The organism is Nocardioides insulae DSM 17944 (assembly GCF_000422825.1).
GTDB lineage: Bacteria > Actinomycetota > Actinomycetes > Propionibacteriales > Nocardioidaceae > Nocardioides > Nocardioides insulae.
The window spans coordinates 106,049-126,831 of record NZ_AUGU01000017.1 but is presented as its reverse complement, the minus strand read 5'-3'; the positions used below and the strand labels follow the sequence as shown (position 1 = coordinate 126,831).

Annotated in this window: 16 protein-coding genes and 1 riboswitch; of the genes, 9 read left to right on the top strand and 7 right to left on the bottom strand. The window is 71.5% G+C overall.

Translation table 11 applies throughout. From position 1 onward, the window contains the following. Positions 1–148: 148 nt before the first annotated feature. Together G515_RS0109490 and G515_RS0109485 are read left to right on the top strand one after the other, a co-directional pair. Positions 149–1,507 carry a short-chain fatty acid transporter gene (locus tag G515_RS0109490; protein WP_028659951.1) on the top strand — a complete coding sequence of 453 codons (1,359 nt, stop codon included), beginning with the start codon at positions 149–151 and terminating at the stop codon, positions 1,505–1,507. 132 nt (positions 1,508–1,639) lie between these two features. Further along, positions 1,640–2,266 (top strand): TetR/AcrR family transcriptional regulator, encoded by a 627-nt coding sequence (locus G515_RS0109485; RefSeq protein WP_051218110.1) that lies wholly within the window; start codon positions 1,640–1,642, stop codon positions 2,264–2,266. Between the two features lie 24 nt (positions 2,267–2,290). Here G515_RS0109485 and G515_RS0109480 read toward each other — a convergent pair whose 3' ends face one another. Both G515_RS0109480 and G515_RS22670 read right to left on the bottom strand, forming a co-directional pair. Next, positions 2,291–3,619, bottom strand: coding sequence for an oxygenase MpaB family protein (locus tag G515_RS0109480; RefSeq protein WP_028659949.1), 1,329 nt, complete (start codon positions 3,617–3,619; stop codon positions 2,291–2,293). 216 nt (positions 3,620–3,835) lie between these two features. After that, positions 3,836–4,894 carry a glycoside hydrolase family 19 protein gene (locus tag G515_RS22670; RefSeq protein ID WP_157571061.1) on the bottom strand — a complete coding sequence of 353 codons (1,059 nt, stop codon included), beginning with the start codon at positions 4,892–4,894 and terminating at the stop codon, positions 3,836–3,838. Positions 4,895–4,900: 6 nt separating this feature from the next. Beyond that, positions 4,901–5,046, bottom strand: a riboswitch (cyclic di-AMP (ydaO/yuaA leader). A 741-nt stretch (positions 5,047–5,787) separates the two neighbouring features. Between G515_RS22670 and G515_RS23785 the strand changes: the two genes are divergently transcribed. Further along, positions 5,788–6,612 carry a resuscitation-promoting factor gene (locus G515_RS23785; protein ID WP_051218104.1) on the top strand — a complete coding sequence of 275 codons (825 nt, stop codon included), beginning with the start codon at positions 5,788–5,790 and terminating at the stop codon, positions 6,610–6,612. A gap of 123 nt (positions 6,613–6,735) precedes the next feature. Here G515_RS23785 and G515_RS20550 read toward each other — a convergent pair whose 3' ends face one another. After that, positions 6,736–8,502, bottom strand: coding sequence for a SulP family inorganic anion transporter (locus G515_RS20550; protein ID WP_084653383.1), 1,767 nt, complete (start codon positions 8,500–8,502; stop codon positions 6,736–6,738). Positions 8,503–8,998: 496 nt separating this feature from the next. Here G515_RS20550 and gndA point away from each other — a divergent pair, with 496 nt between their 5' ends. From gndA to G515_RS0109445, 4 genes are all read left to right on the top strand, one after another. Beyond that, the gene (gene gndA / locus G515_RS0109460) at positions 8,999–10,465 is read left to right on the top strand and encodes an NADP-dependent phosphogluconate dehydrogenase (RefSeq protein WP_028659948.1); all 1,467 of its coding nucleotides are present in this window, start codon (positions 8,999–9,001) and stop codon (positions 10,463–10,465) included. A gap of 145 nt (positions 10,466–10,610) precedes the next feature. Continuing rightward, entirely contained in the window at positions 10,611–11,345 is a 735-nt protein-coding gene (locus G515_RS20545; protein ID WP_051218102.1) for a hypothetical protein, read from the top strand. 78 nt (positions 11,346–11,423) lie between these two features. After that, complete coding sequence (locus G515_RS20540) at positions 11,424–13,547, top strand: sensor histidine kinase (protein WP_169570533.1); 2,124 nt, start codon at positions 11,424–11,426, stop codon at positions 13,545–13,547. Further along, positions 13,544–14,224: a response regulator transcription factor gene (locus G515_RS0109445; RefSeq protein WP_028659947.1), complete on the top strand. Its 681-nt coding sequence runs from the start codon at positions 13,544–13,546 to the stop codon at positions 14,222–14,224. The genes G515_RS20540 and G515_RS0109445 overlap by 4 nt, the downstream gene beginning before the upstream one ends. Before the next feature lie 116 nt (positions 14,225–14,340). Here the strand turns inward: G515_RS0109445 and G515_RS0109440 are convergent, their stop codons facing one another. The 4 genes from G515_RS0109440 to G515_RS0109420 all read right to left on the bottom strand — a co-directional run bounded on the left by G515_RS0109440 (position 14,341) and on the right by G515_RS0109420 (position 19,715). Next, positions 14,341–15,315 carry a DMT family transporter gene (locus G515_RS0109440; RefSeq protein ID WP_028659946.1) on the bottom strand — a complete coding sequence of 325 codons (975 nt, stop codon included), beginning with the start codon at positions 15,313–15,315 and terminating at the stop codon, positions 14,341–14,343. Between the two features lie 244 nt (positions 15,316–15,559). After that, entirely contained in the window at positions 15,560–16,945 is a 1,386-nt protein-coding gene (locus tag G515_RS0109430) for a hypothetical protein (protein WP_028659945.1), read from the bottom strand. A 10-nt stretch (positions 16,946–16,955) separates the two neighbouring features. Further along, positions 16,956–18,572 carry a S8 family peptidase gene (locus tag G515_RS0109425; RefSeq protein WP_028659944.1) on the bottom strand — a complete coding sequence of 539 codons (1,617 nt, stop codon included), beginning with the start codon at positions 18,570–18,572 and terminating at the stop codon, positions 16,956–16,958. Positions 18,573–18,788: 216 nt separating this feature from the next. Then, positions 18,789–19,715, bottom strand: a complete 927-nt coding sequence (locus tag G515_RS0109420) for a homocysteine S-methyltransferase family protein (RefSeq protein ID WP_211220994.1) — start codon at positions 19,713–19,715, stop codon at positions 18,789–18,791. 56 nt (positions 19,716–19,771) lie between these two features. On the opposite strand from G515_RS0109420, the gene G515_RS22660 reads away from it, so the two are divergent. Together G515_RS22660 and G515_RS23485 are read left to right on the top strand one after the other, a co-directional pair. After that, a complete protein-coding gene (locus G515_RS22660; RefSeq protein WP_051218098.1) occupies positions 19,772–20,374 on the top strand; it encodes a TetR/AcrR family transcriptional regulator in 603 nt (200 codons plus the stop codon). 241 nt (positions 20,375–20,615) lie between these two features. Then, on the top strand, positions 20,616–20,768 hold the full coding sequence (locus G515_RS23485) for a hypothetical protein (RefSeq protein ID WP_169570530.1): 153 nt from the start codon (positions 20,616–20,618) through the stop codon (positions 20,766–20,768). Positions 20,769–20,783 lie beyond the last annotated feature (15 nt).

Sequence of the window (20,783 nt, the reverse complement as noted above, 5' to 3'; positions counted from 1 at the left end):
TGCTCGCCTCGAGATGTAGGCGAGGCCCGAAGGGTCAACGGTGTCCATACCCCCGTCCGGGTGGTCGGAGCGAGCCAGCGCCGACCTTGACGACGAATCCGGCGATGCAGTGGAGTGGCCGGCAGTCAGCGACATCTCGGGAGGACAAGTGCTGCGAAAGATCGCCGGACCCGCGAGCCGGATCGTCGAACGATGGCTGCCAGGAGCGTTCGTCTTCGCGGTGGCGTTGACGTTCCTCGTCGCAGCGCTGTCGCTGATCTTCACCGACGTCGGTGCGCGCGACCTCACCCGCGCCTGGGGTGACGGCCTGATCGGGCTGCTCGCGTTCATGACCCAGGTCGCGCTCGTGCTTCTGCTCGGCTACACCCTCGCCAACCTGCCGCCGGTGCATCGGCTGCTCACCAAGGTGGCAGGTGTCCCGCGCAGTCCGCGGGCGGCGTACGCGTTCGTCGCCGTGGTGGCCGGCCTGGCCTCGTTGCTCAGCTTCGGGCTCGGGCTGATCGTCGGCGGGGTGGTGGCGGTCGAGGTCGCCCGCCGGTTCAAGGAGCGCGGGGTCCCGCTGCACTACCCGCTGCTGGTCGCGTCGGCGTACGCCGGATTCGTGGTGTGGCACATGGGCTACTCGGGCTCGGGACCGCTCAACGCGGCCACCGAGAGCGGGGTCTATGCCACCACGCTGGAGATGGGGACCATCCCGGTCTCGGAGACCATCTTCGCCTGGTGGAACATCGCGGCGGTCGTCGTGGTGCTGGTGCTGGTGGCGGTCATCATGCCGCTGATGGCGCCCGGTCCGGACGATGAGGTGCGCGAGGCTCCCGACGCGGCGCTGGACGGGAAGGAGTCCAGTGAGAGCGGGGAGGCGGTGGCCCAGGAGGCCGGCTCGCCGGCCGACCGATTGGAGACCTCGCGCCTGGTGACCACGGTGCTCGGGGTGCTGCTCGGCCTCTACCTGGTCATCTACTTCATGGACGAGGGCTTCGACCTGACCCTCGACATCGTCAACTGGACCTTCCTGTGCCTGATCCTGCTGATCGTGGCCAACGCCCGCCAGCTCGGCACCCTGGTGGCCCGGGGCGGCCGCACCGTCGTCGACGTGCTCCTCCAGTACCCGTTGTACGCCGGCATCGCGGCGATGATGAGCACCGGACTGGCCGAGAAGCTCAGCAACTGGGTGGTCGACGCGGCCTCGCCCGGGACACTCGGGCTGTTCGCGTTCCTGTCCGCCGGCCTGCTCAACATCTTCGTGCCCTCCGGCGGCGGGCAGTTCGCGCTGCAGGCCCCGATCTTCGCCACGGCCGCCCAGTCGCTGGACGTGGCCCAGCCCGTGGTGATCATGGCGATCGCGTACGGCGACCAGTGGACGAACATGATCCAGCCGTTCTGGGCGGTGCCGCTGCTGGCCGTCGCCGGCCTGCGGGTGCGCGACATCCTCGGCTACACCAGCATCGTCCTCGTCTTCACCGGAGTGGTCTTCGGCGGGACGCTACTGCTGGTCGGGGCCGGCTGACCTGATCCGACGCGCCGCGGACGCCGTCCGCGCCGCGACTGTACGCAGGCCGGAGGTTCGGAACCCGAGGTCGGTTCCGGGACGCCGGCGGGCGGCCAGCCTCAGTAGGGTGGGCCGGTCGAGGAGGTCGCAGTGGTCGCGGTGCGGAAGAGTCCCCAGCAGCAGCGTTCGCGGGAGATGGTCACGCGGATCCTCGACGCGGCCCAGGTGGTGCTGGTGGAGTCCGGGTTCGACGGTGCCTCCACGAACCGGATCGCCAGGCAGGCGGGAGTCAGTGCGGGCTCGATCTACCAGTACTTCCCGAACAAGGAGGCCGTGGTCCAGGCGGTCGTCCAGCGCTTCTCCGAACGGCTCGCCCACCGGATCGAGGAGCACCTGGAGGTCCGCGAGGACGAGTCGCTCGCCGACAACCTCGGGCGTGCGATCCGCGCTCTGCTCGACGCGCTGGACTTCGATCCGGCGTTCCTGCGAGCCGTGATCGACACGACCCCTGAACTGGGCGAGGCCAGCAAGTTCGCAGAGTTGGAGCAGCGCATCCACGCGATGATCGTGGAGCGTTGGCGCACGCAGGCTGTGCACCTCCGCCCCGGCATGCGGCCGGACACGGCGGCCTGGATGCTGATCCGCACGATCCGCCACCTCGCGGTGGACTACATGCTGGACCAGCCCGACATCGGCCGGGACGAGTTCGTCGAGGAGCTGGTCACCATGATGATCAGCTACCTCTCACCCGTCCCCGCCCCGATGCGGAGGGCCTGACCTCACGGTCGGTTGGTGCCGGTCTCAGCCCGCCTTCGTGCCGTGATGTGCGTACGACGACGCGTCGGTCTCGAACTCGGCGCCGCTGTAGCGCCGAAGCACCTTCTCCACCGTGCGGACCATCTGCCGATCCGCGAGCACGCGGAGCCCAGGGACCCGCCGGGCCCATCCGAACGGGATCACGCGGGCGGCGATGTAGCCGAAGGTCACCGCGGCCCGGAGCCTGTCGGCGCGGGTGATCGGCACGCCCATCGCCTCGGCCCTGGCCTCCTCGCCGTCGAGATAGTTCTTGACCAGGAAGATCTTGGACGCGCTTCGTTCGAACGGCGTCCGGAACCGGGTCATCCGGCTCTGGTCCCGCTCGATCTCGGCGCTCATGGTGGCGCGCACCAGCCGACCGCAGGTGTCGTCGTCGAAGTCCTGGCGCAGGGTGGCGCTTCGGGTCGCCATCGTCTCCAGGATGGCCCGCGGCTCGGTGGGGAGCAGGTCCTCAGGGACGCCGAGGAGGTAGCAGCGGTAGCGGGAGAACTCGACCCGGGCGCGCTCGTCCTCGGTGAAGGGCCGCTCCTCCTGCAGCGCCTTCACCGCCAGCAGGAAGGCCGGCATGAAACCGGCCGGCATCTGGTCCGCCTGCGGGATCGGGACGCCGTACACGCTGCTGTCCCACTTGCTGCGCTTCATGATGTTGAAGCGGACCATCGAGTGCATGAGCCGCACCATCGCCGCGGATCTGAAGGCGGCACCGTCCCGCTCGAGTGCGCCGGGCAGCACCGAGGAGATGAAGAAGGCGGCGGTCTCGTTGGCCCGCTTGCCCGCCGTACGCTCCGAGAGTGCACCGGTGATCGCCATCGGCAGCGCGGCGTAGGTGTTCATGAACGTGCCGAGCAGGGCACCGCGGATCACGAAGGGGAGGATGAACGCCGACTCCAACCGGTCCAGCTCGGCTCCCCGGCGTACCAGACCCAGGTCGATCCACGCGGGCACGTGCTCCATGTCGTGGATCAGGTCGACGAGTTCCTGCGGCGCGTCCTCGACCGAGGCGAGACCGTGGTCGCAGGCCTGGACCAGCATGTCGACCAGCGGCTTGAAGCCGCGCTCACCCATCAGCGCCGCATAGGCGTCGCCGTAGCGGTCGCCGAGCATCGTGTAGCCGGCGATGCGGGCGACGAGCTCCTCGTTGGCCAGCAGCCGGGCGCGCATCGACTCCAGCTCCGGCCGCATCTGCGCCGGAACGTCGAGGTCGGTGGTGAACCGGAACGGCAGGGTGTCGAAGTCGATGCTGCCGTAGATCTGCGGCAGGTCGATCTTCTGGGCCGAGGTGCGTCGGTGGAGCTCGGGCGTGGTGATGGTCATCGGGTCCCTTTCGGCGTGAGGGTCGGTCCCGGCACGGCCACCGAGTGGCCAGGATCACACCAGCAGAACCTAAGCGATCGCACGCATTCGGGCAATGGCCCGGAGCGCGGGCCCGCGCGCTCCCACCCGTCTGGTTCGGCGTCCCCGAGGCCGGCCGGGCAGCCGTGGCGGCCGCAGACCGACCCGGCCGGGGGCGTGCCGTCCCGATCCGACGGATCAGGACCGCTTGTTGTTGCCCTTCGCGCGTGCCTTCAGATGCGCCTTCTTGTGGGCCTTCACGTGGGCCTTCTTGTGAGCCTTCTTGTGGGCCCTGCCGGCGTGCTTGCCCTGGTCCTTCCCGAGCAGTTCGTCGCCCATGTCCAGGGCGCGGTGCCACCGGGCGACGCGGTCCTCGAGGCCATTGGTGCCACCGTTGACGGCCTCGGTCGCGCCGACGATGTCCTTGTCATCGGCGTAGGAGTTCATGTCACGGGCCTGGGTCCAGTACCAGACCACGCCCTTGAACCCCTGGCGGTCCGAGGCCAACCGACCGGGATGCTCGACGAAGTAGTCACGCGTGGGAACGAGGCCCTGGCGGTAGGCCCACCGGCTGACCTCGCGGTAGTTGTGTCGCCCGGTGACCTGGATCGGGCCACGGCCCTTGAACCGCTCCCCGTCGCCGGGATGGGTGTTGCCCAGGTCGACACGGCCGTTGTAGTCCGCGCCGGAGGCGATCTCCTCCATGTACTTCAGCCCCACCGACTCGTGGCCGACCTGGGCGGTGAACATGGCGACCCGTCGCACGGTGTTGGCGTGGGCGGCGGCGAGGGCCTTGTTGAACGCGGGCACCAGCTCCTGGTAGCGGTGCAGCGACACGGTGCCACCCATCGCCTTGCTCAGCGTGCGGGCATCCATCTGGACCGTCGGGCGCTGGGCCGGGCGCTTGGCCAGTCGCTTGACCCGAGCCGTACGAGCGCGCGAGCCGGCCGCTCCCACGGACTTGCCGGCAGCGGCGCGTGCGGGCACAGCGGCCACATCCAGGCCGCCCCCACGCTTCAGTCGGACGATCGGCGGGCCGACCCGGGTCCGGGCCGGGGCGGTGGACTCCTCCAGGTCGACCCCGGGGATCTGCGGCAATGGGCGGACGTCGGCGACGGCGTCCGGTTCGGCGGCTTGGGCGGCGGGTGTCGCTCCGGGCAGACCGACGACCGAGAGCAGGACGCCGGAGGTGGCGAAGCCGGCCAGGCCGATCCGAACCGCGGTGGGCATGGCAAAGCGGCGTGATGGGTTGGGCATGCGTGGTGTTCCTCCCCACGCCTGCGAGGTGAGCTGTCGGATTCGGGCAGAAAGGTTGCCCGGCCCACGATGTGTGGGCTTCACCCCGAGCGGCCTCGGAAGGCCGCGAAGATTGGTTCCCCCGCTCTTGTCCCATGTGGTGTCGCTGGCTACATCGGGAGCCGATACCCGGAGGGGACAAGACTCGGCGTCTCCGGGATCGACCGGTCGCTTCTGCGCGACCGCCGGAACCATAGGCAGACCGACCTGGGCTTAACCAAAGTGAGCCTCGCTGTCAAGCGCGACTCCCCGCGTGAATCGCCGTACGCGTATGAGTGACCTCACAACGTGGCCGTGGATCCGGGGCTCGGTCTTTACCGAGGGGGCGGTGGATGGATCCGGGATGCGAGGTGGTAAAGGACCCGGTCTCCGATCCCCTTCGACCCGATCGGACCGGGCCAGCCCGAAGCACCCGAACGGATCGGTGCCGCTCACCGCGGGAGGTTCTCGGTCGAGGGCCGAAGACTCACCGGGCCGGTCGGCGGGAATCTGGGCCACCCGCAGCGGACCCAAGACGGTTGCGCCGGCTGAAAATGTGAGAAGGCTCATCGGAATCCGGGGAACTCCAGCCAGGTTCCCGCGGCGAGACCGCGGAATCGGCGTGATGTGGGGGCCGGAGGATTCGGGGTGTCTCCGGAGATCACCTACCGTCGATGCCGACGTGCACCGCACCGAGGCGGGCCCCGAGGGCCATCGACCGGTGCGACGCCGCCGCCGCGCCGAGGGTGCGGCCCGGGTGGTGGCACGTGCCCTGGGGCTGGTGCGGCGCGGACGCCGGTGCGGCCCCGCGGGCGGTCCATGTCCTGACCTGGTGGTTCGCTGCCGGGCGAACTTGTTGAGTGAAGGGAAGACGCATGTCCATGCGTTCCGTCACCCGCGCCGTGCGAGGCGGCGCTTGTGTGGTCCTGGCCGGTGCTGTGCTCGCCGGCATCGGAGTGGGGCCGGCCGACGCCGCCCCAGTCGCCTCCTCGGCCGGCAAGGCCGGCTCCGCCGCGGCGCCGAAGACCGTGCTGTTGAAGGTCGGGGGGAAGCCGGTACGCCGCGAGGCCACCCGGGCGGGCTTCGCGACCGGGCTGCTCGCCCAGGAGCACATCGGGCTCGACCACAATGACTCCGTACAGATCTTCCGTGGGGGCCGTGAGGTCACCTCGGCGAAGCACAAGGCACTGCGTTCCGGTGACCGGGTCAAGGTCAACGTCGTCACGGTCAGGGTGCGGACCCACCGCAACCGGGTGAAGCCGCGCACGGTGATCCGCAAGGTGTCCTCGCTCCCGGCCGGCAAGCGCAAGGTCGTCGACCGCGGGCGCGCCGGCGTCCGTCAGGCCCGGGTCCGCCTGGAGTGGCGCAACGGCCACCGCGTCGACCGCGACGTCCGCAAGCGCTGGGTGCGGAAGCCCCACGCTCGGGTGGTCCACGTCGGCCGGAAGGCGGGCTCGGTGCCCGGCACCAACAACCTCAACTGGGGTGCCCTCGCGCGCTGCGAGTCGGGCGGCAACCCGCGGGCGGTCAACTCCGCCGGCTACTACGGCCTCTACCAGTTCAGCGTGGGCACCTGGCACAGCGTCGGCGGCAAGGGCATGCCCCACAACGCCTCCCGCGGCGAGCAGACCTACCGCGCGAAGAAGCTCTACGCCTCCCGCGGCCGGTCGCCCTGGCCGAACTGCGGCCGGCTCCTCTGATTCCGAGCTGGTGAGCTCGAGGTCGTGACCCCGAGCTCCTGACGCAGGGCCCGTTGACGCTGCCGGCGTCGGCGGGCCCTGCTGCCGTCGTCCGACCCTGCCAAGACTCGGGCGACTGACGGGTCAGCGGTCGCCGCCGGTGCGTGCCCGCTCCGCGATCGCGTAGGCGCGGTTGAGCGAGTCGCCCAGGACCGGGGTCTCGAGGACGACGTTCTCCTCGCCCAGCACGGCCAGGGTGCCGGCCCTGCTGAGCAGGTCGCGCAGCTGTGGTGGTACGCCGCAGAGGACGAACCGGACATTGCGCTCGCCCAGTCTGTGTGCGGCCTGTTCGAAGGCCTTGAGGAAGGTCGCGGAGGGGATGCCGGCGGAGCCGCGGAGGGAGAGGACCACGGAGGCGTCGACGGTCTCGCTGGCGTCGGGCCACTCGTCCTCGAGCCGGTTGATCTCGGCGAAGAAGCCGCCGCCGACGTAGTGCAGGACGGTGGTGCGGCCGCTCGGGAGCACCGCCGGCGGATCGCCCAGGACCCAGTTGCCGGCACCGTCGGGGCTCAGTTCGACGATCCGACCGCGGCGGGACGCCGAGACGGCGTAGGTCAGGATGGCGATCCCGGCGCCGAGGAAGATCGCATCCTGGAGCGGCAGGGCGGTGGTGGCCAGGAAGGTGATGATCATGGCCGCTGCGGAGAACGCCGAGGTGCGGAGCACGAGCAGGATGTCGGAGAACCGGCCGGTGATGAGTTCCCCGCCGATCACCAGCAGCAGGCCGCCGATCACGGCCATCGGGATCTGACCCGCCCAGGGTCCGACGGCCAGGACGATCAGGGCGAGCCAGACGCCGGCGAAGATGCCGGACCATCGCGTCTGCGCGCCGGCGCTGGTGCCCACTCCGGTGCGGGACAGCGACCCTCCGGTGGGCAGCGCGGAGAAGAACCCACCGGCGATGTTGGCCAGACCCTGCGCGCGGAAGTCGACGGTGGCGTTGGGCCGCGATCCATCGGGGTTGGCGACCGCGGCGCCGATGCCGGTCGCCTGGGCGAGCGCGACCAGGGCGATCGCGACCGCCCCGGGAGCCAGGTCTGCGACCGCGGAGAGATCGGGGAGCGAGAAGGGCGGCAGCGAGCGCGGGATCTCGGCGATGTCCTCGACCAGTTCGACGTGGGGCCCGATGAACACGCACGGCACGGTGACCAGGACCAGTGCGATCAGGATGGCGAAGGACTCGAGCCGACGGATCATCTTGAAACAGGCCCAGACGACGACCGTGGCGAGCGAGATCAGCACGGTCGCGGTCTGCCAGTCCCCGATGTGGGCGAAGGCGTCGATGACCTTCGCCAAGGTGTTGTGCGGGGTCGGGTCGTAGCCCGTCGCGTCCCCGATCACCCCGGTGATGATCTGTAGGGCGATGCCCGTGGTGAACCCGGTCATGACCGCGGTGGACACGAAGGACATCACCGAGCCGAGCCTCAGCAGGGCCATCGCGACCATCACGACGCCGACCAGCACGGTCAGGGTGGCCACCGCCCCGAGATCGCCAGGATCCAGACCCGCCTGGGAGAGCACGCTCTGGGATGACAGGGCGATGGCGCTGGTCAGGGTGGTGACCATCAGCACGGTCCGGGCGAAGACCGACCCGATGATGGTCGGCACCACGCCCGACCACAGCCCCAGCGGTGCCGCGAACCCACCGATGCTGGCGTAGGCCATGCCCTCGGGGATGGAGAACAGCCCGGTCACGAACCCCGAGACGGCGTCCTGGCGGGTGGGCCGGCCGAATCTCGGTCCCTTCCGGGGCGAGTCCTTGCCAGCCGATCCCTGATCGGCCGACTCGCTCCGGCTCGGGTCGTTCGGGGTCGGGCCGGTCGGTGCGCCAGTGGAGGCGTCGTCGGTCACGACGGTGTCCTTCCGTGCTCGGGGCCGGAGGCCCGGGTGTCGGTGGCTGGCTGGTGCATCGCCCCGCGGTCCGCGGCGCCGGCGGGGAGTGGGCTACGGTGCGACGACGGAGGGCGCCCGGTGGTCCGGGTGCCGCGGCCGACCAGCGACGGTTGTGCCGATGGCTGCGGGGCCCGCGAACTGCCACCGTGCACGGAGTGTGTTCCGGGGTCGGGACGCAGCGGAGGATGCCGGCTTCGAGATCGTGGGCATGCACAGACCTTCCCACCAACACCCGACCGGCGGAAGCCGGGTGCCGGCTGGCGACGCGTCGCGCCGACCGACCCGACCGACCCGACCGAAAGCCGTCGCGGAGCTGGTGCTCGACGCCGGCCTTCCCTCCGGAGGGCTGATCCCCTTGACTGGACCGACAAGGCGGCGTGTCGTTCGCCCGCGGTGGTCGGTATCCCGGAGCGGCGCGTCACACGGGCAGACACCGGAGTGAGAGGACCTGTAGATGACGGACAACCCGAGCGAGACCGGCGGTGTGGCGAACATCGGGGTGATCGGGCTGGCGGTGATGGGGTCGAACCTGGCGCGCAACCTCGCCTCCCGGGAGGGCAACACGGTGGCGGTCTACAACCGCACCCAGGCCCGCACCCAGGAGCTGATCGCCGAGCACGGCGACCTGGGCTTCGTCGCGGCGGAGTCGATCGACGAGTTCGTCTCCTCGCTCAGCACGCCGCGGACGGCGATCATCATGGTGCAGGCGGGCAAGGGCACCGACGCGGTGATCGAGCAGTTGGCCGAGCGGTTCGAGGCGGGCGACATCATCGTCGACGGCGGCAACGCCAACTTCCACGACACCATCCGCCGGGAGCGGGACCTGCGCGAGCGCGGGCTCAACTTCGTCGGAGCCGGGATCTCCGGTGGCGAGGAGGGGGCGCTGCGCGGACCCTCGATCATGCCCGGCGGGTCGGCCGAGGCGTGGGCGACCCTCGAGCCGATCCTGCGGAGCATCGCCGCCGTGGCCGAGGGCGAGCCCTGCGTGACCCACATCGGCACCGACGGTGCCGGCCACTTCGTGAAGATGGTGCACAACGGCATCGAGTACGCCGACATGCAACTGATCGCCGAGGCCTATGACCTGCTCCGCCGGGTCGGCGGGCATCGGGTGGAGGACCTGGTCGAGCTCTTCCGGTCGTGGAACGAGGGCGACCTGCAGTCCTACCTGATCGAGATCACCGCCGAAGTGCTCGCGCAGCGCGACGCCGACACCGGCCGGCCACTGGTCGACGTCATCCTGGACGAGGCGGGGTCCAAGGGCACCGGCGTGTGGACGGTGCAGAACGCCCTCGGGCTGGGGGTGCCGGTCTCCGGCATCGGCGAGGCGGTCTTCGCCCGGGCGGTCTCCAGCAAGCCCACCCAGCGCGCCGCCGTACAGCGGGTCCTCCGACGCCGCCCGGACCCGGTCGAGACGCCCGAGGGCTTCGAGGACGACGTCCGGGCCGCTCTGTATGCCTCCAAGGTGGTCGCCTACGCCCAGGGATTCGACCTGATCGTGGCCGGGGCACGCGAGTACGGCTGGGACGTCGACCTGGGCGCGATCGCCCGGATCTGGCGGGCCGGCTGCATCATCCGGGCCCAGTTCCTGAACCGGATCGTGGATGCGTACCAGAACGACCCGGAGCTCGAGTCCCTGCTGGTCGACCCCTACTTCGCGGACGCCGTCGCCCACGGCGAGGCGGCCTGGCGCCGCATCGTCGCGCTCGCGGCCGCCTCCGGCGTACCCGCTCCGGGCTTCTCCTCCGCACTGTCCTACTTCGACTCGCTGGCCTCCGAGCGGTTGCCCGCGGCCCTGATCCAGGGACAGCGCGACTTCTTCGGGGCCCACACCTATCGCCGGACCGACAAGGAGGGCACCTTCCACACCAGGTGGGCCCAGGACCGTCGCGAGGTCGAGACGGAGCCCTCCACCCACTGAGCCTTCGGGCCGATCACGCCGGGACAGGGTGGGACATCCGTGTCCCGCCCCGGGGCGCCGACCCTGCCCCGTTGTCCCTCGCTGCCGGGACACCGGGCCCGGCACCGTCAGGTCATCGCACCGACACCCGAGGAAGGACACCGCGATGACTGCAGACACCACCAACTCCCACGTCGCCCGGACCGACGTTGCCACCCGGACGACCTCGACCGAGGCTCCGCCCGACGTACGGCGCCGGCCGCGGGCCTGGGCCCTGGCCGGGCTGCTTGCCGGGCTGACCGGGGTCGGCACCGTCGTCACCTCGATGAGCGTGGACGCCGTCTACGACCCCGCGCTGGACGCCGATCCGGCCAAGATCAGCGAGGCGCTCGGCGGGATGGCACCGCAGATCGTCACCTTCCACGTGCTGGGGATGATCACCGCCGTCCTACTGCTGGTCTTCGGGGCCGGCCTCTACCGACGACTTCGGGCCACGGCCCCGGTCGAGAGTCTGGCACCGGCACTGGCTGCGCTCGGGGTGTTCGCCACCTCCTTCGTGCTCCTCCTCGGCACCGGCCTGGACACCGAGTTCGTGTTCGGTGCCGGCACCGATGAGGCGGTCGCGGAGAGCGTGGTCTTCTACAACCACTGGATCGGCACCATCCCGTGGTGCTGGGGGCTGCTCGGCCTCTCCGGACTGGCGCTGTTCGCGCTCTCCCGGAGTGGTTCGGTCACCCGCTGGCTCGGTCTGGTCGGCCTGATCGGTGGCGGGATCACCCTGCTGCTGGGCATCTCGCCGCTGCAGTACATGGCGGGCATGACCGCACCGATCGGCCTGATCGTGGTCGCCCTCGGCTTCCTGCTGGGCGACCGGGCCTTCCGCGGAACCGCCCGCGACTGAGCGGCCGGGATGCACCCGATACTGGGCAAGTTCGCCGGTCCGGCCCCGTTGGGGCCGGGCCGGCGGCATCATGTGGCGGTGCATGTCGAGCGCCGGCGCCGGGACCCGATCAGGACCGCCGCCGTACTCTCGCTGCCGGTCCTGTGCGTGCTGACCGTGCCGGTGGCCGCCTGGATCGACACGCTCGCCCCGGCGTCGGGGCCGGGGGTCCGGATCGCCGGCGGCGACGGGTGGCCGTGGGCGCTGATCGGCGCCCTGCTGGGCGTGCTCGCCGGCATCATCCTGCTCTACGACCGCCGCCAGGTCTTCGGCTGGCTGCTGGCCGGCTTCGGGCTGTTCTGGGCGCTGGACGGGCTCGCCCAGAGCTATATCCAGGCCGGTCTCACCGAGCACGACGCCTGGCCGGGCATGACCCTGGCGCTGTGGTTCCTGAACCGGTTCGGGGCCTACCTGACCGTGGTCAGCGCGATCCTGCTGATGGTCTTCCCCACCGGTCGGTTCCTCCCCGGCCGCTGGACCACGGCCTGCTGGACCGCGCTGGGGCTGATGGTCACAGGCGCCCTGACCTTCCTGGTCATCCCGTCCGAGGGGCGGATCGAGGAGGATCTGCCCGCCGGCGTCGACCCGGATCCCACCTCGATCGACGCGCTGGGCGGCATCGTCGACCCGCTCGTCCAGGTCGCCCTGGCGACCATGGTGACGTGCCTGGCCTTCGCCCTGGTCACCGTCGTGGTGCGCCACCGGCGCAGCGAGGGCGGCGCCCGCGACCAGATGAGGTGGCTGGCCTGGAGCGCCGTGGTGCTGCTGGCGACGTTCCCGCTGAGCCTCGTCATCGAGGTGCCGCACAGCGACTACCTGACCCTGCTGCTGATCACCGTGCTGCCCCCGGCCGCGATGACGGTGGCGATCGTGCGCCCGACCCTCGTGTCGGTGCAGGACCTGCTGGGCCGCACCATCGTGCTGGCCGCCATCCTCGCCGCCCTCGTGATCGCGGACGTCGCCGTCCTCGCGCTCCTCACCCTCGCCCTGGACGACACCCTCAGTCAGGCCCAGGTGGTCACCGTCGTCCTGGTCGTGGCGGTTCTCCTCTACGGACCGCTGCGCCACCGTCTCTCCCTGGCCGTACGACGCGCGATGCTCGGTCGGCGCAGCGGCCGCTACGACGTCGTCGCGGGCCTGGCCGCCACCCTGGAGAACACCGACGACCCGGCCGAACAGTTGGCCGCCGCCGTCCGGGCGGTGGTCGCCGCGTTCGGCGTACGGTTCGTCAGCCTCGAGGTCGATCACGGTGGCGGGGAGAGGATGGTGACCAGTCACGGCGAGCGGCCGGCCGCGGTGCGCACCCTGCCGATCACCTACCGCGGCAGCACGGTCGGGGTCCTGGTGCTCCCCGCCCGCGGCCTGCGCAGCAGGCTCGGTCCGCGGGACGAGGCACTGGTCGGCGACCTGGTCCGACAGGCGGTCGCCGCGGCCCGCACGAGTCGGCTCGCCGAGGAGGTCCAGGAGAGTCGCCATCGGCTGGTCACCGCACGGGAGGAGGAACGCCGCCGGATCCGCCGCGACCTGCACGACGGGTTGGGGCCGGCCCTGAGCGGGATGGTGTTCGGCCTCGAGGCCGCGCGGATGCGGATCGCCGAGGACCCCGACGGGGCCTCGGCGCAGCTGGCGACGATCAGCGCCCAGGCACAGGCGATCGTGGGCGACGTACGCCGGCTGGTGCACGACCTGCGGCCGCCGGCCCTGGACGACCGTGGGTTGGTCGGCGCGCTCCGGCAGCAGGCCGATGCCCTCGGGCTGGTGCTCGACACTCGGCTGGAAGGGGAGGATCTGGCGCTGCCCGCGGCCGTCGAGGTGGCGGCCTTCCGGATCGCCGGTGAGGCACTGACCAACGTCGCGCGGCACGCCGGGACCGACCGGGCCGAACTGAGCCTGGAGGTGAGGGAGGGCGCCCTCCTCCTCACGGTGGCCGACGACGGGACCGGCATCCCCGCCGACAGGGAGATCGGGGTCGGACTGCTCAGCCTGCACGAGCGTGCCGCCGAGCTCGGTGGCGAGGTGGAGATCGACTGCCCGGGTGGCGGCACCCGGGTCCGGGCGCGGCTGCCGCTGGCCAGTGGGACACCGGAGGCGGCCGGGACGGCAGGACCAGCCGGGACCGAAGAGGCAACCGGGACCGCACACGGAGCGAGGAGCCCAGCATGAGCGTCGGACCGCCGAGCGCGGAACCGGAGATCACCGTGGTCGTCGTCGACGACCACCAGATCGTGCGGGAGGGGCTGGCCGCGCTGCTCGCCGCACTGCCCGGGATCCGGGTCGTGGGCAGCGCCGCCGACGGCCGGGAGGCACTGCACGTGGTCGGCGAGGCGCATCCCGATGTCGTCGTGATGGACATCGCGATGCCGGAGCTGGACGGGATCGAGGCGACCCGGTTCCTGGTCGGCCGGCGCCCCGAGCTGCGGGTGGTGATGCTCACCATGAACGAGGACGACGAGACCATCCTCAGCGCCATCCGGGCCGGCGCCAGGGGCTACCTGCTCAAGGGGTCCGGTGCCCTCGAGGTGGAGCACGCGATCCGGGCCGCCGCCGAGGGCGGGATGGTCTTCGGGGCCGCGCTGGCGGGGCGGGTGGCTGCCTTCTTCGCCGGCGCCGTCGCCGTACCCGCCCCCCGGGAGGAACCGTTCGGCGAGCTCACCGAGCGCGAGCGCACGGTGCTCGAGCTGATCGCCGAGGGCCGCAGCAACGACGACATCGCCGGCCGGCTCTACGTGTCGAACAAGACCGTCCGCAACGCCGTCTCCGGCATCTACGCCAAGCTCCACGCCAGCGGCCGGGCGGAGGCCATCGTGAAGGCACGGGAGGCGGGGTACGGCGGCAACTGACCCCGCCGTCCGCGCCTGCACAGCCGGCGGGAACTGCTCGCCAGACTCAACGGGGCGGATATCGGCTGAGACGCCTGCGGGATTGCCGTGAGGGGCTCGGCCCGGACGCGCAGGGGTCAGGACTCGGGTACGGCGGAAGCGGGTTCGCCGGCAGTTCCGGCGCTGCCCGCCCGGGCCGGTAGGACGGCCGGAACGGCCCTGCCCGCGGGCGCGGTGGCGAGCACGACGAGGACCACGCCGAGGATCGCCAGGCCGACCCAGCCGAGGGGGGCAAGGCGTTCCCCGACGATCAGGACCGCGAGGACGGCGGCGACCGCCGGCTCGGTGAGGGTGAGCGTGGTCGCCGTACTCGCCGGGACCCGGGTCAGGCCGAAGCCGAAGAGCAGGTAGCCGAGGAACATCGGGATCAGGGCCATGTAGGCCGCGACCAGGAAGGCCTCGGGAGAGGCCACCAGCGGCGCACCGGTGAGGAACAGGACCGGCAGCAGCAGCGCGCCGCCACCACCGAAGACCGCGCCCATCGACGCGGCCCGGCCCAGGCCGCGGCCGATCAGGCCCTGCACGGCCCAGGAGTAGGTGGCGTAGGTGCTTCCCGCTGCCAGGCCGAGGGCGACCCCGGCGATGGTGGAGCCCGGCGAGGCGGCCGAACCCTCGAACGTGGAGGCGCAGAGCAGCACGCTGCCGACCACACCGAGACCGGCGGCCAACGCCCACCGACGGCCGAGTCCGGATGCGCGCCGGTCGACGAACCGTTCGAGCACCGCCGAGGCCAACGGCGCGGAGGCGAGCGAGACCACCGATCCGACCGCGACCCCGGCCAGATGCATCGAGCTGTAGAAGGCCAGCGGGTACACCGCGACCGACACCGCACCCACCACGATGAGCGGCAGGTGATCCCTCAGCGCGGCGCGGGAGTCCCGCAGCGCGGGTACGGCGACCGCGGCCTGGAGCAGACCGCCGATCCCGAGCGCGGCCGCGCCGATGGCCAGCGGCCCGGCGGCGGGCGCGAACGTCGCGGCCGTGCCCGTCGTACCCCACAGACAGGAGGTGATCAGGATCGCCGTCAGCCCGGCGATGCGTCCCTCGGTCACAGCGCGCCGACCAGGGACTCGGCTGGGTCACGGGTCTGGACCGGCCGGTCGTGCCCGCAGCCGCGGAAGCCGTGCATGTGGCCCGCACCTCCCACCCGGTAGATCAGTCCAGCCGGCCTGGTCAAGCCTAGGCGAAGACGATCGGCAGGCGCCACCGGAGTGGACAGCAGGACGCGCCCCCGGACTGACACCGCCCCGGTCGACCCCGCGCGGAGACCGTCCGGGGCCCCCGGTGGAGGAGAGGTCAATCGCTCGGGGGCCGAGCATGCGCGCCGGCGGCCGCGGCGACCAGTCGGGCGACGGGGACCTTGCGGATGTCGGAGTGCGCACCGGAGAAGGCGGACTGCTCCACATTGTTGATGACCGTTTCCGCGTCGACCCGGTAGAAGGTGCCGGGCGCGAGCGCGAACGGGGTGGGCTCCTGCGCCAGCAGAGCGAATCTCTCGAGGGGCTCGACCGCCCGGAAGCCGTCACCGCCCAGACCGTCCCAGCGGGAGGCGTCGGAGGTGTCCTGGGTGTCGTCGCGGGAGAGGAAGGACGCCTTCGGATACCACCGGCCGACCGCGTAGTCGTGGGGACTGTAGGTGGCCACCAGTGGGCCGTGGACGCGGTCGGCGTATTCGTGCAGGGCGCCGGCCTTGCCGAAGGGGTTGTCCTCGGCGGTGGAGAAGGCGAAGTGCGAGAAGGCGCCCTGAAGGAGGGTCAGGGAGCAGACCGGACTCGACTCGGGGGTGCCCACCGTCGAGAGGGCGAAGGAGACCAGGCGGGCGCCGAAGCTGTGGCCGACCAGATGCACCCGCAGGTGCGGAGAACCGCCCGCGAGATCCACCAACAGGGGCCCGAGGCCGGTTGCGCCGACCGTGCCGGCGCGGGCCTTCATGATCGTGAAGGACAGCACCCGGACCATGTCCTTGGAGCCGTCCAGTGCCTTGCCGAACCAGTCGCCGACCCCCTGGACGGAGGCCACCTGCGGGGTGGAGCCGAAGACCTCGGCCAAGCCCTGATAGGCCACCGTGGGCGAGCCGGCCGCGAACAGCGCGCTCTCGCCGGCGTCCTCGACCGCCACCTCCGATGCGGCCGGGGCCAACGATCGCGCCACGGCGTGGAGGTCACGGATCAACTGCTCCTCCTCCGCCTCGGTGGCGACGCCAGCCCGGAGCATCTCCTGCCCCCGGTCGATGAGGGCCCCGATCTCGCGGACCGCCTGCTGTTCGCCCGCGTCGGTGAAGGAGGGCAGCAGCGAGTCGGCGATCTCGGCACCGGAGAGCACATGGGCGCCGGAGGCCGCTTCGGTCGCTGCTCCCGCGGAGGACTGGCCCGAGCCCCCCGGTGCCGGCACGTGAGCGGGTGTCTCGGGGAACCACACCGAGGGCCACAGAACGCCGGCGAACCCGACGGGGCCGAGGGTGCCGACCCCGCCGCAGGCCTCCAGGACGAGCGGGAAGAGGTCGTCGTACAGGCGGCGGGCCGCGGCGGCGTCCTGGTTCCAGCCGTGACTGAGGACGAAGAGGTCCGCGACACCGGAGCCGGCCACCTGCGTGACCAGCTCTTCCCGGTCCGGCCCGAGGAGCCGGCCGTGCTCGTCGAAGACCAGCTCCCAGCAGGGTTCCCCGGTCACCAGTGCGTCCATGATCTCCCCCTCAGACGTTCGACAGCATCCTCATCAGGTCCACCAGCCCGGCGCCCTGTGCGTAACGCTCGCGGCCCAGGTCGGTGGCGTTGTCCATCAGCAGCTGCTTGACCCGGCGCGGGCGGCCGATGAACTCCGGCCGGGCGGAGAGGAAGGCCGCGATCACGCCGGAGACGTGCGGTGCGGCCATCGAGGTGCCCGACTGCTCGGCGTAGCAGGGTGGGCAGGTCGCCGACCCCGGCTCGGGCCCCGCCGGCAGCCCTGCCTGTGCCCGGATCCGGCCAGTGGCCGCCGAGGTGATCCACTCGCCCGGCGCGATCACGTCGGGCTTCATCCGGCCGTCCAGGGTGGGGCCCTTGCTGGAGGTCCAGGTCACCCCGAACGAGTACGGCGCATCGCGGTGCGTCGACCCGACCGCGATGCAGTCCTCGGCGTGGGCGGGCTCGGTGATCGATCCCAGGGCCGCGGAGGTGCTCACCGTGTCACCGGCCGAGGAGCGGGCGCCGAGGTTGCCTGCCGAGACCACCACGACGACGCCGGCGGCGACGAGCTGGTTGACCGCCTGACACAGGGGCGACTGGCCCGAGGCGTAATCCCTCGGGCTCCACTCGCAGCCGAGGCTCAGATTGACCCCGTGCACGCGCAGCACCGCCGGGTCGACGTTGACCTCGTTGCGCAGATAGTTCAGGGCGCGGATGACCGCGGCCGAGGAGGTCACGAAGTTGCCGCGCGGGTCGAGGCGCATCACCTTGATGCTGACGAGCTCGCACTCCGGAGCCATCCCGGAGAGGGTGCCGACGCGCTGGCGGGTCACGAACCCGCCGTCCCCCTGTTCCTTGGAGACGGCCACCGCCGGTGTGCTGCCGTCGGGCGCCCGACCCGCGATGATCCCGGCCACGTGGGTGCCGTGTCCGCTGTCGTCGATCAGTGCGGTGGGCCGGGGGACAGCGGGCCCGGGCTGCACCGGTGACGGGTCCGGTGGTCCTTCGTCGCCCAGCTGGACCAGATAGGTGAAGTCCCGGTGCAGATTGGCGGTCAAACCGTCCGCCGGCGGAGCACCGGCTGCCTCCGCGGCGACCTCGAGCCGGGAGAAGTGCGGATGCGACCCGTCCAGGCCGCTGTCCACCACCGCCCAGACGATCCCCCGGCCGCGGGCGCCGTACGACGCCCACGCGGCGTCCGCCTTGACGGTCGGGGCGGAGCGGTCGATCTGCTGCTCGAGCTGGTAGTCGGGCCACACCCGGAAGATCGCCGGGGGGCGGTCCTCATCGCGGGCGCGGGCCTGGTCGCGGTCGACCATGTGGCGCAGGGTGCGTCGGGAGAGCACGCACTGATACAGCTTGGGGCCGACCAGGGCCAGCCCTGCGGGGATCGCGGGCTCGGTGGTGCTCGGCTGCCGGGGGTAGGAGCCGCCCGAGAGGTCGGCGAATCCGTGCCACAGGTCGTAGAAGGCGCTCCGGACGGCGTCGAGGCCACCGGGGTAGAGCACGTTCAACTCGACCAGCATCGGCACCCGCGCCTCAGGATCCGGGCCGGGGCCGGTCGGGCCGTCGTGCTCCCCGCCGTCGGGCAGGTTGAGGTCCCCGACGATCGAGGACCGGAATCGGCCTGCGGACTCGTCGGACATGTCGTCCTCCTCTGGCTCCCCTGCACTCCCGTCTCGGGAGGTGATCCTCCGGGGCGGCCCGAAGATCGGGTCGTCTCGCCGTGCGACAGCTTTCGGGCGGCGCCCCAGGTGCATGGCAGCGGAGGTCGCCCGAGTAAGTCGAGTATGCGCCGGTCGGCGTCCGAGCGCCCAGGGGGTGGGGGCCCGGATGAGCCAACTTGGGTAGGCCGGCGCGGCTCACGCCGCCCACAGTGCGGCGACGTGTCGATCATCGGTGCCGCAGCAGCCGCCGACGACGCGGAGTGAGGGCAGGTGGGGTCGGAGGGCGTCATAGGAGCTGTGCAGCAGGCCGAGATCGCCGGCGTCCAGCTCCTCGGCTGCGTCGAGCTCGGCGTGGCTGAGGGTGGAGGCGTTGGGGCTGACCCCGACGATCCGGGCGCACCAGTCTCCACCCTCCGCGAGGGCGGGTGCGATGTGGATCGGGTGGGCGCAGTTGAGGATGAAGCCCTCCGGTGGGTCGACCGCGTCGACGGCCGCCACGGCCTCCCGCAGGGTGGACCCGTCGGGGAGCGTGCCGTCCGTCTCGACGGTGAACCCGACCAGCACGGGCACCTGGACGCCGCGGGCAGCGCGGACCACTCCGATCGCCTCCTCGGCGCCGGTCAGGGTGTAGGCGGCGACCAGGTCGGCTCCGGCGGAGGCCAGTGCTGCGATCTGGGGGCGGTGATAGCCCGCGGCCTCGTCGGGGTCGGGCGCTGCCCCGGCGACGTAGCCGTCCCCGCGTGGCCCGACCACACCGATGATCCGGACGTCGAGATCACCCCAGTCGGTGCGCAGGCCGTGCAGGAAGGCGACCGCCGCCCGGTTGACCCGGTCCAGGGAAGCGGCGTCGTACCCGACCCTGGCTCCCCAGTCGGGATTGGCCCGCCAGGTCGGCGACTCCAGGGTCAGTGCGGCCCCGGCGCGACGAGCCACGTCGGCGTACCCGTCGTAGTAGTCGCGCAGCAGCGCGCGCCCCTGCTCGCTCTCGACGAGCGGGAACGATGCGAACTCGGGCAGCTCCTGCCCGCGGTTGAAGATCAGGTCGGTCTCCAGACCACCGTCGCTGACGTAGCCGGCCGCCGGGAGGACGCTGTCGATGGTGTGCATGGTGACTCCGATCACGGAAACAGACTGATCAGTCTGTTTTAGCAGACCGTTCAGTCTGGTATCAAGGGATCATGCCGAGAAATGGGGCCCCCAACCGCGAGCGCATCCTCGACGTCGCCACCGGCCTGGTGATCGAGTACGGCTTCGCGGCCACCTCCGTCGACCGGGTCCTCGCCGCGGCCGGCACCTCCAAGGGCGCGTTCTTCCACCACTTCGACTCCAAGAGCGACCTCGCCCGAGCCATCACGGAGAGGTACGCCGCCGGCGACATCGCGCAGTTGCACGAGGCGCTCGAGGCCACCTCGGCGATCCACGACCCGGTCGACCGGCTGATCGCGTTCGTGCGGTTCTTCGAGGAGCGCGGCGACGAACTGATGGCGGAGCAGAGCAGCTGCCTCTACATCTCGGTCCTGACCGAGCAGCAGCTGATCGGGCTCGGCACCGCCGAGCTCATCACCGCCGCGATCGAGGCCTGGCGTGCCGAGATCGCGGCGCTGCTCGAGGCGGCGACCTCGGCCCGCGGTGTCGACCTCGGCGACCCGGCCGTCCTGGCCGACCATGTCTTCGTCACCTTCGAGGGTGCGTTCCTGCTCTGCCGCTCGACGGGATCGCCCACCCACATGCGGGCCCAGCTCGGTGTGTTGCGACGACTCCTGGAGGCCGCGCTCGGCTGAGGACTCCGCCTCCGACCAAACCTGCTGCCGTTGGCCGTTACAGCACGCGGCGTCGGGCCAGCAGCACCGCCGCGAGCCCGCCCGGCGAGGCGACCACCCAGGGGCCACGCCGCGGGGAGGAGTGATCCGCGCGGCGTGACCCAAGCCCCCGGGACACCCCAAAATCGATGATCGCTGTGTGTCGATGTCCGGTGGGTTTCGCGCGACCTCCTAGTAAGGGAGAGCAACCGAGGAGGCCGCCATGTGGGACACCGTTCAGATCAGCACCGAGCACATGTCGCACGACCTGCCCTGCCCCCACTGCGGGCACGCGTTGCACACCTTCCTGCCGTGCAGTGACACCTGCGCCTGTGTGCCGCGGCCGATGCCTGGTGCGGCCGCCGCGGTGGCGTGAAACCCGCGCCGGGGA

Bases quoted from the DNA above. Each gene is read 5' to 3' on its own strand.
- G515_RS23485 (WP_169570530.1), top strand. From the start codon at position 20,616: ATGTGGGACACCGTTCAGATCAGCACCGAGCACATGTCGCACGACCTG.
- G515_RS0109480 (WP_028659949.1), bottom strand. From the start codon at position 3,619: ATGACCATCACCACGCCCGAGCTCCACCGACGCACCTCGGCCCAGAAG.
- G515_RS23785 (WP_051218104.1), top strand. From the start codon at position 5,788: ATGTCCATGCGTTCCGTCACCCGCGCCGTGCGAGGCGGCGCTTGTGTG.
- G515_RS22660 (WP_051218098.1), top strand. From the start codon at position 19,772: ATGCCGAGAAATGGGGCCCCCAACCGCGAGCGCATCCTCGACGTCGCC.
- G515_RS0109445 (WP_028659947.1), top strand. From the start codon at position 13,544: ATGAGCGTCGGACCGCCGAGCGCGGAACCGGAGATCACCGTGGTCGTC.
- G515_RS0109430 (WP_028659945.1), bottom strand. From the start codon at position 16,945: ATGGACGCACTGGTGACCGGGGAACCCTGCTGGGAGCTGGTCTTCGAC.
- G515_RS0109425 (WP_028659944.1), bottom strand. From the start codon at position 18,572: ATGTCCGACGAGTCCGCAGGCCGATTCCGGTCCTCGATCGTCGGGGAC.
- gndA (WP_028659948.1), top strand. From the start codon at position 8,999: ATGACGGACAACCCGAGCGAGACCGGCGGTGTGGCGAACATCGGGGTG.
- G515_RS20545 (WP_051218102.1), top strand. From the start codon at position 10,611: ATGACTGCAGACACCACCAACTCCCACGTCGCCCGGACCGACGTTGCC.
- G515_RS22670 (WP_157571061.1), bottom strand. From the start codon at position 4,894: ATGCCCAACCCATCACGCCGCTTTGCCATGCCCACCGCGGTTCGGATC.